The sequence below is a fragment of the Sphaerotilus sp. genome (genome assembly GCF_041083715.1).
GTDB lineage: Bacteria > Pseudomonadota > Gammaproteobacteria > Burkholderiales > Burkholderiaceae_C > Sphaerotilus.
Genome location: NZ_JBFPGY010000055.1, coordinates 1 through 12,711, shown reverse-complemented (window position 1 = coordinate 12,711; position 12,711 = coordinate 1). Strand labels below are relative to the sequence as shown.

Below are 12,711 nucleotides of genomic sequence, written 5' to 3'. Positions count from 1 at the left end.
CGGTCACCTTCGAAGCGGTGTTCGAACCACAGGAAGATCTCGGTGTAGACCGTCTGCGGGCAAGCGTAGCCGCACCACAGACGGCCGGCCACCGCCGTGAACAGGAACAGCGCGTACGCGGAGATGATCAGCAGACCCGTCAGGTAGATGAAGTCCTGCGGGTAGAGCACCAGCCCGCCGATGTAGAACCGGCGGGTGAGCAGGTCGAACAGCACGGCCTGGCGGCCGTTCCACTGCAGCCAGGGCGTGCCATAGAACACGATCTGGGTGATCCAGACCAGCGCCCAGCGCCAGTTGGAAAAGAAACCATGCACCGCACGCGGGTAGATCTTCTTGCTCTTCTGGTACAGGGAAACGGTCTTCACCGCCCCCGGCTCGCCTGTCGATGCTGCCGTGCTGCTGCTGTCCATGCTCTCTTGCCTGGTTACCGGGTGGCCGGATCGGATTACTGCTGGTCGGCCATGGCCGTCTTCTTCTCAGGCTGGTGCGACAGGCTCCAGACGTAGGCGGCCAGCACCTTGATCTGCTCAGGCGACAGGCGCGAAGCATGGGCCGGCATGACGTTGGTCTTGCCGTTGTTGATCATCGCGATCACCGCCGCTTCACCCCAGCCATGCAGCCAGATCTTGTCGGTCAGGTTCGGAGCGCCCAGGGCTTGCGTGCCCTTGCCATCCGCACCGTGGCAGGCCGCGCAGGCGCCGAACTTGCTCTTGCCCAGCTGTGCGGCAATCGCGTTGTGGGCGCTGCCCGACAGGCTCAGCACGTAGTTGGCGACGTTCTTGACGTCTTCGGGCGTGCCGACGGCCGCGGCCATCGGCGGCATCATGCCCTGGCGGCCTTCGGCGATGGTCTTGGCGATGTAGTCCACACCCGAGCCACCCAGCCAGTCGTTGTCCGTCAGGTTGGGGAAGCCCTTGCTGCCGCGGGCGTCAGAGCCATGGCAGCCCGCACAGGTGTTGATGAACAACCGCTCACCAATGCCCATGGCCTGCTTGTCCTGCGCCAGTGCTTCAGGCGTCATGGCCATGAAACGCGCATAGAGCGGCGCCATTGTCAGACGCGCCTTGGCATTTTCCGCCTCCAGCTGCCCGGCTGAACTCCAGTTCAGCGTGCCCTTGTTGATGCCCAGGCCCGGGTAGAGCGCCAGATAGATCGCCGCGAACACGATGGTCAGGATGAACAGGCCCATCCACCAGCGCGGCAGCGGGTTGTTCATCTCGCGCAGGTCCTCGTCCCAGACATGCCCGGTCGAGTTGTCGTCGGCCATCACGGTGCGCTTGCTGGCCACCGCCAGAACGAAGACGCAGAACGCGAGACCACCCACCACGATCGCGATCACGTACCACGACCAGAAACTAGAAATGAAGTCACTCATGGGTGCCTCCGTTGGATGTCTTGTTGTCGTCGTCCAGGAACGGAAGCGCGGCAGCTTCGTCGAACGCGGAACGATTGCGGCTGGAATACGCCCAGGCGATGATGCCCAGGAACATGATGAAGAAGCCCACAGTCACGAAACTGCGCAGGTCATTGACGATGTCCATGGCAACTCCCGCTCACTTGGCCTGGGCCTTGCCTGCGGTGCCGAGCACCTGCAGGTAGGCAATGACGGCGTCCAGCTCGGTCTTGTCCTTGACCTCGTCGCCGGCCTTGGCGATCTCGTCGTCGGTGTAGGGCACCCCGACCTTGCGCAGCGCGCTCATGTTGGCGCCGATGCCCGCATTGGCAGGCGCCTTCTCGAGCCACGAATACGCGGGCATGTTGGACTCGGGCACCACGTCGCGCGGATTGTTCAGGTGCACGCGGTGCCACTGGTCGCTGTACTTGCCGCCCACACGGTGCAGGTCAGGACCGGTGCGCTTCGACCCCCACTGGAAGGGGTGGTCGTAGACGAACTCGCCCGCCTTGGACGTGTCGCCATAGCGCAGCGTCTCGGCGCGGAAGGGGCGGATCATCTGCGAGTGGCAGTTGTAGCAGCCCTCGCGCAGATAGACGTCCCGTCCAGCGAGCTGCAGCGCGGTGTAGGGCTTGAGGCCCTCGACGGGCTGGGTCGTCGACGTCTGGAAGAACAGGGGGACGATCTCCGTCAGGCCACCGAACAGGATGGTGACCAGGGTCAGGACGATCATCAGGAAGTTGCTGGTCTCGATCTTCTCGTGACCGGACACAGGGCGGTTAGCTTGGGCCATGGTGTGTGGTGCTCCGGTTCAGGCGTGGGCGACGACAGCCGGGATGGCAACGGATTCGACCTTGCCGGCCTGCACCGTCTTCACCACGTTCCAGGCCATGATGAACATGCCCGACAGGTACATCACGCCGCCACCGAGGCGGATGACGTAGAACGGATAGGTGGCCTTGACGCTCTCGACGAAGCTGTAGACCAGCGTGCCGTCCGGGTTCGTGGCACGCCACATCAGACCCTGCATCACGCCGGCGATCCACATCGCGGCGATGTACAGCACGATGCCGATGGTGGCGATCCAGAAGTGCAGCTCCATCGCGCGGATGCTGTACATCTGCTTGCGGCCGAACATGCGCGGGATCAGGTGGTACAGCGAGCCGATCGACACCAGACCCACCCAGCCCAGCGCGCCGGAGTGGACGTGGCCGATGGTCCAGTCGGTGTAGTGCGACAGCGCGTTCACGGTCTTGATGGACATCATCGGACCTTCGAAGGTCGACATCCCGTAGAACGACAGCGAGACGATCAGGAACTTCAGGATCGGGTCGTCACGCAGTTTGTGCCAGGCACCCGACAGGGTCATGATGCCGTTGATCATGCCGCCCCAGCTCGGTGCCAGCAGCACCAGCGAGAAGATCATGCCGACCGACTGCGTCCAGTCCGGCAACGCGGTGTAGTGCAGGTGGTGCGGACCCGCCCACATGTACGTGAAGATCAGCGCCCAGAAGTGGACGATCGACAGGCGGTACGAGTAGACCGGGCGGCCGGCCTGCTTCGGGATGTAGTAATACATCATCCCCAGGAAGCCGGCGGTCAGGAAGAAGCCCACCGCGTTGTGGCCGTACCACCACTGCACCATCGCATCCTGCACCCCGGCGTAGGCCGAGTAGGACTTCATCGGCCAGAACGACACCGGGACCGCAGCGCTGTTGACGATGTGCAGCAGGGCCACCGCCAGGATGAAGGCGCCGAAGAACCAGTTGCCCACGTAGATGTGGCTGACCTTGCGGATACCGACCGTGCCGAAGAACACGACGGCGTAGCTCACCCACACGACCGCGATCAGCAGATCGATCGGCCATTCGAGTTCGGCGTATTCCTTGCCCTGGGTCATGCCCAGCGGCAGCGTGATCGCCGCGGCCAGGATGACCAGTTGCCAGCCCCAGAAGGTGAACTGGGCCAGCGCGGGTGCGAACAGGCGGGTCTGGCAGGTGCGCTGCACCACGTGGTAGCTGGTCGCGAACAGCGCGCAGCCACCGAATGCGAAGATCACTGCATTGGTATGCAGCGGTCTCAGGCGACCGTAGCTGAGCCACGGAATGCCGTTGATCATTTCAGGGAATGCCAGCTGGGCCGCGATCACGACCCCGACCAGCATCCCCACAATGCCCCATAACACCGCGGCGAGGGCGAATTGCCGCACGACCGCATCGGTGAAGACGGGGCCAGCCGTCTTTGTGTTGATTGCCATTGGTTGCTCCTAGGAAACTCTCTCGATCCTCGGCCTGGATTCTTCGGTAGCCGGGATCGCACTGGATTGATCGGCATCAAGCTCGTCTCGGTCGGCACGCAGGATGCGCTCGCCCTCGCGCTCGATGTCGTCGAACTGGCCGCTTTTCAAGGCCCACGCGAAGACCACGATGATCAGGAAAACAAGGACCACCGACAGCGGGATCAGCAGGAACAGGATGTCCATGGTTCAGGCCTTGCCCAGAGGGGTGGTGGTGCGTCGGCGGGTGAGCCGCAAGGCATTGAGAACGACGACCAGCGAGCTGCCCGCCATGCCGATGCCCGCCAGCCACGGTGGCAACCAGCCTACCAGCGCCAGCGGCACCGAAGCCGCGTTGTAGAACAGCGCCCAGCGCAGGTTCTGTCGCACGATCGCAACAGTTCGGCGCGCCGTGTCCAGCAGCACGGGCAGATCCTCGATGCGGTCCGACAGCACGATCACGTCGGCGCGGGCCTGGGCCAGCGCCGCAGCGGTGCCCAGCGCGATCGAGACATCGGCGCGGGCCAGCACCGGCGCGTCGTTGATGCCGTCGCCGACCATCGCCACGACGCGGCCGGTGGCCTGCAAGGCCTCGACACCGGCCAGCTTGTCCTGCGGTGTGCAACGGGCGCGGGCGTCGGCGATGCCGAGGCGGCGGGCCATGGCCTCGACGCTGGCGGTCTGGTCCCCGGAAAACAGGTGCAGCGCCAGACCGGCCCGGGCCAGGCCGGCCGCACCCGCCACCGCATCGGGACGCAGCACCTCGTCGAATTCGAAGCGGCCAACCGGCTGCCAGACGCCCTCCAGTTCCAGCGCCAGCCAGACGGCAGGGCGGATCGGCAGCACCGTGGCATCGACCAGTCCGCACCAGCCAGGGCCGCCCAGTCGAACGGAGAAGACACCGCCGTCGATCTGCGCCCGGGCCTGCAGCCCTTGGCCGGGCTGCTCGCGCACAGCATCCAGCACCACGGCCGCATCGCCGGCGGGAGGACCCGCCTGTGCCAACGCCCGGGACAGCGGGTGCAGCGACTGCCGCGCCAGCACGGCAGCCAGCACCTGCACGCGCGCATCGGCCAAGCCGGATACCGGCCGCAGCACGGCGACCTGTGCCAGCGCCAGCCGGTCTTCGGTGACCGTGCCGGTCTTGTCGAAGACAACATCCTGCACGCGGGTCAGGATCTCCAGCGCATCCAGCCGCTGCACCAGGATGCCGCGCCGGGCCAGCTCGCCCGCAGACGCCAGCAAGGCCACCGGCGCCCCCAGCGACAGCGCGCACGGACAGGTCACGATCAGCACCGACACGGCAACCCAGAGCGCACGGCCCGGGTCGATGGCCATCCAGACCCCTCCGGCGGCGGCGGCCAGCACCAGCACCGCCCAGAGGAACGGCGCGGCGAGGCGGTCGGTGGCCAGGATGAATGCCGGTCGCTCGGTCAGCGCCCGCTCGACCAGCGACACGATGCGCTGGTAGCGCGTCTGCGCCCCGAGCTGCAGCACCTGCATCACCACCGGCGCGCTCAGGTTGATGCAGCCCGCCGACACCTCGTCGCCCACCGCCCGATCCACCGGCCGCGACTCGCCGGAGAGCATGGCCTCATCGACTAGCGTGCGGCCTTCGACCACACGGCCGTCGGCAGCGAACGCCTGGCCAGCATGCACCCGCACGCGGTCACCCACGACCAGCGCCGAGGACGGCACCAGCGTGCCCTGCCCCTGCGCATCCAGTCGTTCGACGGCATCCGGCAGCCGGCGCATCACGCTGTCCAGGGACTGCGCCGCGCGCTGCCGTGCCCGGGATTCGAGCACCCGGGCGCCGAACAGGAAGCTGACGAACATGGTCAGCGAATCGAAGTACACGTCCGAACCGAACGGCCCGCGGGCATCGAAGGTGGCCGCCGAACTGGCGACGAAGGTCACCCCGATGCCCAGCGCCACCGGCAGATCCATGCTGATGCGCCCTTCGCGCAGTCCGCGCCACGCACCGCTGAAAAACGGCCCGGCGGCGAACACCATGACCGGCAGCGTCAGGACCCAGCTCGCCCAGCGCAGCAGCTGCACCATGTCGGGCGTGATGTCGCCGACTGCCGCCACATAGGCGGGCGTGGCATACATCATCACCTGCATCATGCAGAACGCCGCCACGAACAGCCGCCAGATCGACTGGCGCGTCTCGCGGGTCGCCAGCGCCACGGCCTGCGCCCCCGTGTCGGGGAAGGCGCCATAGCCGGCGCGGCGCACCGCCTCGATCAGCGCCGACACCTGCGTGCGCCGCGGATCCCAGGTGACGACCGCCCGCTGGGCCGCACCGCTCACCTCGGCGGCACGCACGCCATCGACCCGGCAGAGCGCCTCCTCGATCAGGCCGGCGCAGGCTGAACAGTGCATGCCGCTCAGCAGCAGCCGAGACTGCCCCAGCTCGCCACCCGTCCCGTCGTCGATCCACTGGGTGAAGACGGTCTGCTGCTCGGGATCGTTGACGGCGGCGGCCTGGGTGGGGCTGAGCGCTGGGGCCGCAGCGGGCGAAGGAGTGGCGGAGGCAAGGGACGACATGGATGCGCTATTCTTGAAGTTCACCACCCAGCACAACATGATCCACATCAAGTTCTATCGGTTGAACCGACACATCGCACAGGTCGCGCTGGCCGGTCTGGCACTGTTGTCGTTCGGTGCCAACGCCCAGTCCGGCCCGCAGAAGCTGCCCGCCACGCAGCTCACCGCGGGCATGCACCTGATCCGCGCCGAGGTCGCCGCCACCGACAGCGAGCGCCAGATCGGTCTGATGCACCGCCCGAGCATGGCCGCCAACGACGGCATGGTCTTCGTGTTCGAGCAGCCCGGCGTGCAGTGCTTCTGGATGCGCAACACGCTGATCCCGCTGTCGGCGGCCTTCATCGACGACACCGGCACCATCGTCAACATCGAGGACATGAAGCCGCAGACCGATGACTCGCACTGCTCGAAGAAGCCAGTGCGCTTCGTGCTGGAGATGAACAAGGGCTGGTTCGACAAGCGCGGGTTCAAGGCCGGCAGCGTGATCGGCGGCGCGGTGTTCAAGCCGACGGCTGCGCGATGACCCGGTCCGCAGCGTGAACCGCAACCTCTGGCTGCTGGCTGCCGCACAGGGCCTGTTCCTCACCAACAACGTCGCCTTCATCGCGATCAACGGGCTGGTCGGCCTGGCGCTCGCGCCGCTGGGCTGGATGGCGACGCTGCCGGTGATGGGCTATGTGCTGGGCGGGGCGATGTCCACCTCGCTGGTTGCCCGCACGCAGGCCCGCTTCGGCCGCAAGACCTCGTTCCAGATGGGGGCGGCAGTGGCGCTGATGTCGTCGCTGCTGTGCGCGTGGGCGGCGGTGGGGCGGCATTTCGAACTGCTCTGCCTGGCCACGGTGGTGGCGGGCTACTTCAACGCCAACGCCCAGCTCTACCGCTTCGCCGCGGCCGAGCTGGCGGGCAGCACCGGCACGGAGAAGGCCGTCTCGATGGTCATGGCGGGTGGCCTGATCGGTGCCATCGCCGGCCCGAACCTCGCCGCGCAGACCCGCACGCTGACCGCGGTCCCCTTCGTCGGCGCCTACCTCGCGCTGGCCGGGGTGGCGCTGCTGTCGCTGCTGGTGCTGGCCGCGATCGACTTCCCGCCGCCACCGGCGAAGAAGGCGGCCACCGGTGGCCGCACGCTGTCCGAGATCGTGCGCCAGCCGGTGTTCATCGTGGCTGCGCTGTGCAGCGCGCTCGGCTATGGTGTGATGAACCTGCTGATGGCATCGACCCCGATCGCGATGGACCAGTGCGGCCTGCCCTTCTCCGACACCGCACTGGTGCTGGAGTGGCACGTCATCGGCATGTTCGCACCGGGCTTCTTCACCGGGCAACTCATCAAGCGCTTCGGGGTCCTGCAGATCATGGCCGTCGGGGTGGTGCTGAACGCACTGTGCATCGCCATCGCGCTGACCGGCGTGGACCTGCACCGCTTCCTGATCGCGCTCTTCCTGCTGGGCGTGGGCTGGAACTTCCTGTTCACGGGGGCCACGACCCTGTCGCTGCAGGCCTATGCGCCCGAAGAGAAGGACCGGGCCCAGGGCGCACTGAACTTCTGCGTCTTCGCCACGCTGGCGGTCACCTCCTTCGCCTCCGGGCTGCTGGTGACGACGCAGGGCTGGGCGCTGCTCAACGTCGGATCGCTGGTGCCGGTGGCGCTGGCGGCCGCAGCGCTCTTGTGGATGGCGCGGCGGCGGGCCTGAGCATCCTCAGCGCGTCTTCGCCGCGATCTTCAGCTTGATCTCCGCCAGCATCGCCAGCGCCATCTCCCGCCCGGCGGCGATCGAGCGCTTGCGCGCCGCGAAATCCGCGCTGGAGATGCCCGTGAGCCGGGGACGCAGCACGACGTCGGCCTCCTTCAGCTCGAAGTTGTTGATGCTGCGGCCCATGATGGAAAACGTCTGCAGCAGCATGCGCATCGCGTCGCCGGTCGCGGCACCGTCCGGCGGCGACGAGATGTCGACCGCGATGACGAACTCGGCGCCCATCTGCTTCGCATAGCGCACCGGCACCGGCGCCACCAGCCCGCCGTCCACGTACTCGCGCTCGCCGATCTTCACCGGCTGGAACACGGCCGGCACCGAGCTGGATGCCCGCACCGCCGTGCCGGTGTCCCCGCGCTGGAAGAGGATGGGCTGGCCATCGGCCAGATCGGTGGCGACGATGCCCAGCGGCATCTTCAGCTGCTCGATGTTCTTGCCGCTGGTGTTCTTGCGGATGTAGGAGGCCAGCGCCTCGCCGCGAATCGCGCCGCGCAGAGGGAAGGCCCAGTCGGTGATGGAGGACTCGTCCATGCCGTCGGCCAGCGTGGCCAACTGCGCGCCAGAGTTGCCCGCGGCGTAGAGGGCGGCGACGACGCTGCCCGCCGAGGTGCCGACGACCAGATCCGGACGGATGCCGTTCTCCTCCAGCACCTGGATCACGCCGATGTGCGCGAAGCCGCGCGCGGCACCACCGCCCAGCGCCAGACCGATGCGTGGCGCACGTGGCACCGGGCGCGGTGCGGTCATCGGTTCGGTCACGGTGGGAGCGCCGGTCTGCACCGATCCGGTCGTGCCGCAGCCCACGAGCCCCAGCACGGCGATCGTCCCAAGCATGGTCAGCAGGCGGTGGCATCCGGTTCTAATGTATGAATTCATATAAGCATCATTTGAAAATGTTGTTTGGCGGCATGACGACAGCCATTAGAGTCGCACATCCTGATTTTGCTGCACTGCAAGGTACCCCTACATGTTCGACACCCTGGGTTTCACGATCGACTGGCTGGCCATTGCCGCCGGCTTCGGCATCGGGATGATCGTGGGTCTCACGGGCGTGGGCGGCGGCTCGCTGATGACGCCGCTGCTGATCTCGGTATTCAGCCTGGAAAAGGCCGTGGCCATTGGCACCGACCTGTGGTTTGCCGGTCTGACCAAGGTCTCCGGCTCGATCGCCCACCACCGCCACGGCCACGTCGACTACCGCATCACCGGCTGGCTGCTCGCCGGCAGCATCCCGGCCTCGATCGCCACCACGACCTACATGCACATGGTCGGCATCACCAAGCGCGCCGACAGCATGCTGAGCTACGCACTCGGCATCGCGCTGGTGCTGACCGCCGTGACCATCATCTTCCGCCCCTTGTGGCACCGCATCGGCCTGTGGCTGGAGCGCTTCATCACGCCGCGGCGCCAGACGGTGCTCACGCTGGTCTGCGGCCTGGTCCTGGGCGTGCTGGTGTCGCTGAGTTCCATCGGCGCCGGAGCGCTGGGGGCCACGATGATCCTGCTGCTCTACCCCCGCCTGCCGACCACCCGGCTGGTGGGCACCGACATCGCGCACGCGGTGCCGCTGACCATCGTGGCCGGCATCGGCCACGCCACCCTCGGCAACGTCCACTGGGCGCTGCTGATCGAGCTGCTCGCTGGTTCGGTGCCCGCCATCTGGATCGGTGCGCGCCTGACCAAGATGCTGCCGGACGTGTGGACACGCCTCGCGCTGTGCGCCTCGCTGCTGCTCGCCGCCAAGAAGATCCTGCTGACCGCCTGAACGCCTGACTGACAGACTGCCCGCCATGTACCAGTACACCGATTTCGACCGCCAGTTCGTCCACGCCCGTGCGGCCCAGTTCCGCGACCAGCTCGACCGCCATTTCGCCGGTCAGCTCGACGGCGACGACTTCAAGGCCCTGCGCCTGCAGAACGGCTGGTACATCCAGCGCCACGCGCCGATGCTGCGCGTGGCCGTGCCCTACGGCGCGATCAGCAGCCGCCAGATCCGTGCGCTGGCCGAGATCGCCCGCGTCCACGACCGTGGCTACACCCACTTCACGACCCGCCAGAACGTCCAGTACAACTGGATTCCGCTGACACAGGCCGCCGACGTGATGGACAAGCTGGCTGCCGCCGACCTGCACGGCATCCAGACCAGCGGCAACTGCATCCGCAACACCACCACCGACGGGCTGGCCGGTGTCGCCGCCGACGAGATCGTCGATCCGCGGCCCTACTGCGAGATCCTGCGCCAGTGGAGCACGCTGCACCCCGAGTTCGCCTTCCTGCCGCGCAAGTTCAAGATCGCGGTGTCGGGCGCCGTGGAAGACCGCGCCGCGATCGGCTGGCATGACGTGGGTCTGCAACTGAAGAAGAACGACGCGGGCGAGATCGGTTTCCGTGTCCAGGTCGGTGGTGGCATGGGCCGCACGCCGATCATCGGCTCGGTCATCAGCGACTTCGTGCCGTGGCAGCAGATTCTCGTCTACATCGAAGCCATCATCCGGGTCTACAACCGCTACGGCCGCCGTGACAACGCCTACAAGGCGCGCATCAAGATCCTCGTCAAGGCGGAAGGCCAGAAATTCTTCGACGCCGTGAACGCCGAGTTCGCCAACATCCTCACGCGCGATCTCGACGGAGCTGCCCACGTCATCACGCAGGCCGAATTCGACCGCGTGGCCGCCTGCTTCACCCGGCCGGCCGACGTGACGCCGCGGCCGGAAGTCGGCCTGCCCGCCGACCTGCCGGTGGCCTACCAGCGCTGGATCCAGCGCAACGTGCACGCGCACCAGGTGCCCGGCTGGCGTGCGGTGACGCTGTCGGTCAAGCGCGCCGGACAGGCGCCGGGCGACGTGACCGACGTGCAGATGGACCAGGCCGCCGACCTCGCCGACCGCTACAGCCACGGCGAGCTGCGCGTGACGCACGACCAGAACCTGCTGCTGCCCTGGGTCAAGGCGAGCGACCTGCCCGCGCTCTACGCCGAAGCCAAGGCCGCCGGCTACGCCACGCCCAACATCGGCCTGGTCACCGACATGATCGCCTGCCCCGGCGGCGACTTCTGCGATCTGGCCAACGCCCGCTCCATCCCGGTGGCGGCCGAGCTGACCGAGCGCTTCGCCGATCTGGACGACGTGTTCGACCTGGGCGAGATCGACCTGCACATCAGCGGCTGCATCAACTCCTGCGGCCACCACCACAGCGGCCACATCGGCATCCTCGGCGTGGACAAGGACGGCAGCGAGTGGTACCAGGTCACCCTCGGTGGCTCGGATGGCTCGGCGCACGCGCCGCTGGCCGTGCCCGGCAAGGTGATCGGCCCGTCGTTCGCGGCCAGCGAGATCACCGACGCGGTGGAAGCCATCCTGGAGACCTACCGCAGCCTGCGCGAAACCGGCGAGAAGTTCATCGACACGCTGCACCGCCTGGGTCTGGAGCCGTTCAAGGCCGCCGCCAACGCCCAGCGCATCGCCACCGCCCGCGACCACACCCCCGCCTGAGCCGGCATCTGACGGAGCACCCCATGAAGTTCATCGACCCCTCTCACGACTCCTGGCACACCGTCGGCGGTGAAGACGGCCCGTCGCCGCACCCGGTCGCCCGCGGCCACCAGCTGCTGACGCTGGCACAGTGGCACGCCGTGCGCGACACGTGGCCCGCCGGCCTGCCCACGGGCGTGATCGTGCCCAACACCGTGGACATCGAGACGCTGGAAGCCGATCTGCCGCGCCTGTCGCTGGTCGTTCTGCACTTCCCCAAGTGGGTCGATGGCCGGGCCTACACGCAGGCACGGCTGCTGCGCGCGCGCTACCGCTTCGCGGGCGAGATCCGCGCCACCGGCGACGTGCTGGTGGACATGATGCTGCTGATGCAGCGCACCGGCTTCGACGCGGTGGTACTGCGGCGAGACCAGTCGCTGGAAGCCGCCGATCGCGCGCTGATGTTCTTCCCCGGGCACTACCAGGGCGACGTGAAAGAGCACCGCCCCGTCTTCGCCCGCCCGGCCACCGCGCCCGGCACGCAGGAATACCTGAACGCAGGAGCCGCGATATGAATGCGATCGCTCTCTACGGCCGCAAGACCGCCGGCTTCGACGAGCGCCTGGCCGCGACGGTCCGGATCCTGACAGACACCGCCGCCGCGCATCCCGGCACGGTCCTGCAGTCCACCAGCCTCGGCGCCGAGGACATGGTCGTCACCGACCTGATCGCCAAGCTCGGACTGCCGATCACGCTGGCGACGCTGGAGACCGGCGCGCTGCATCCCGAGACGGTCGCGCTGATCCCGCGCATCACCGAGCGCTACGGCCTGGCGGTCGAGGTCTACCGGCCGGTCGAGGAGTCGGTGGTCCAGTTCGTGCGCACGAACGGCGAGAAGGCGATGTACGAGAGCCTCGCGCTGCGCAAGGCGTGCTGCGGCATCCGCAAGATGGAGCCGCTCGGCCGGATGCTCGCCGGACGCACCGCCTGGGTGACCGGCCTGCGCCGCGAACAGTCGAACGCCCGCGGCGAAGCGCAGGCCGTGGAGACCGACGACCAGGGTCGTGCGAAAATCAGCCCTCTGGTGGACTGGAGCTGGAACGACGTGTGGCACTACATCGCGACCAACGATGTGCCGTACAACCCGCTGCACGACCAGTTCATGCCCAGCATCGGCTGCGCACCCTGCACCCGTGCCATCGCGGTGGGCGAGGATTTCCGTGCCGGCCGCTGGTGGTGGGAAGACGAGAAGGCCAAGGAATGCGGCCTGCA

14 protein-coding genes are annotated in these 12,711 nt (G+C 67.4%); 6 read left to right on the top strand and 8 right to left on the bottom strand.

The annotated features are described in order from the left end of the window. The 7 genes from AB3X43_RS02760 to AB3X43_RS02730 form a co-directional block, all read right to left on the bottom strand. Window positions 1-410 (bottom strand): 4Fe-4S binding protein (locus tag AB3X43_RS02760; protein ID WP_369428358.1); only part of this gene is annotated, 410 nt, incomplete at its 3' end. Window positions 411-445: 35 nt separating this feature from the next. Continuing rightward, window positions 446-1,375: a cytochrome-c oxidase, cbb3-type subunit III gene (gene ccoP / locus AB3X43_RS02755; protein WP_369428357.1), complete on the bottom strand. Its 930-nt coding sequence runs from the start codon at window positions 1,373-1,375 to the stop codon at window positions 446-448. Beyond that, entirely contained in the window at window positions 1,368-1,541 is a 174-nt protein-coding gene (locus AB3X43_RS02750; protein WP_369428356.1) for a cbb3-type cytochrome oxidase subunit 3, read from the bottom strand. Before AB3X43_RS02750 ends, ccoP begins: the two co-directional genes overlap by 8 nt. Window positions 1,542-1,553: 12 nt before the next feature. Next, window positions 1,554-2,186, bottom strand: a complete 633-nt coding sequence (gene ccoO, locus AB3X43_RS02745) for a cytochrome-c oxidase, cbb3-type subunit II (RefSeq protein WP_369428355.1) — start codon at window positions 2,184-2,186, stop codon at window positions 1,554-1,556. A gap of 18 nt (window positions 2,187-2,204) precedes the next feature. Beyond that, window positions 2,205-3,650 (bottom strand): cytochrome-c oxidase, cbb3-type subunit I, encoded by a 1,446-nt coding sequence (gene ccoN / locus AB3X43_RS02740; RefSeq protein WP_369428354.1) that lies wholly within the window; start codon window positions 3,648-3,650, stop codon window positions 2,205-2,207. A 9-nt stretch (window positions 3,651-3,659) separates the two neighbouring features. After that, window positions 3,660-3,875, bottom strand: coding sequence for a cbb3-type cytochrome oxidase assembly protein CcoS (gene ccoS, locus AB3X43_RS02735; RefSeq protein ID WP_369428353.1), 216 nt, complete (start codon window positions 3,873-3,875; stop codon window positions 3,660-3,662). Window positions 3,876-3,878: 3 nt separating this feature from the next. Further along, window positions 3,879-6,218, bottom strand: a complete 2,340-nt coding sequence (locus tag AB3X43_RS02730; RefSeq protein ID WP_369428352.1) for a heavy metal translocating P-type ATPase — start codon at window positions 6,216-6,218, stop codon at window positions 3,879-3,881. A 37-nt stretch (window positions 6,219-6,255) separates the two neighbouring features. Here AB3X43_RS02730 and AB3X43_RS02725 point away from each other — a divergent pair, with 37 nt between their 5' ends. Both AB3X43_RS02725 and AB3X43_RS02720 read left to right on the top strand, forming a co-directional pair. Continuing rightward, a complete protein-coding gene (locus AB3X43_RS02725; RefSeq protein ID WP_369428360.1) occupies window positions 6,256-6,741 on the top strand; it encodes a DUF192 domain-containing protein in 486 nt (161 codons plus the stop codon). A gap of 13 nt (window positions 6,742-6,754) precedes the next feature. Beyond that, the gene (locus AB3X43_RS02720) at window positions 6,755-7,909 is read left to right on the top strand and encodes an MFS transporter (RefSeq protein WP_369428351.1); all 1,155 of its coding nucleotides are present in this window, start codon (window positions 6,755-6,757) and stop codon (window positions 7,907-7,909) included. Between the two features lie 6 nt (window positions 7,910-7,915). Here AB3X43_RS02720 and AB3X43_RS02715 read toward each other — a convergent pair whose 3' ends face one another. Then, window positions 7,916-8,803 carry a patatin-like phospholipase family protein gene (locus AB3X43_RS02715; RefSeq protein WP_473965048.1) on the bottom strand — a complete coding sequence of 296 codons (888 nt, stop codon included), beginning with the start codon at window positions 8,801-8,803 and terminating at the stop codon, window positions 7,916-7,918. 133 nt (window positions 8,804-8,936) lie between these two features. Here AB3X43_RS02715 and AB3X43_RS02710 point away from each other — a divergent pair, with 133 nt between their 5' ends. The 4 genes from AB3X43_RS02710 to AB3X43_RS02695 all read left to right on the top strand — a co-directional run. Then, the gene (locus AB3X43_RS02710; protein ID WP_369428350.1) at window positions 8,937-9,734 is read left to right on the top strand and encodes a sulfite exporter TauE/SafE family protein; all 798 of its coding nucleotides are present in this window, start codon (window positions 8,937-8,939) and stop codon (window positions 9,732-9,734) included. A gap of 25 nt (window positions 9,735-9,759) precedes the next feature. Then, window positions 9,760-11,460, top strand: coding sequence for a nitrite/sulfite reductase (locus AB3X43_RS02705; protein ID WP_369428349.1), 1,701 nt, complete (start codon window positions 9,760-9,762; stop codon window positions 11,458-11,460). Window positions 11,461-11,483: 23 nt separating this feature from the next. Then, window positions 11,484-12,014 carry a DUF934 domain-containing protein gene (locus tag AB3X43_RS02700; protein WP_369428348.1) on the top strand — a complete coding sequence of 177 codons (531 nt, stop codon included), beginning with the start codon at window positions 11,484-11,486 and terminating at the stop codon, window positions 12,012-12,014. Next, window positions 12,011-12,711 (top strand): phosphoadenylyl-sulfate reductase (locus tag AB3X43_RS02695; protein ID WP_369428347.1); only part of this gene is annotated, 701 nt, incomplete at its 3' end. The genes AB3X43_RS02700 and AB3X43_RS02695, both read left to right, overlap by 4 nt.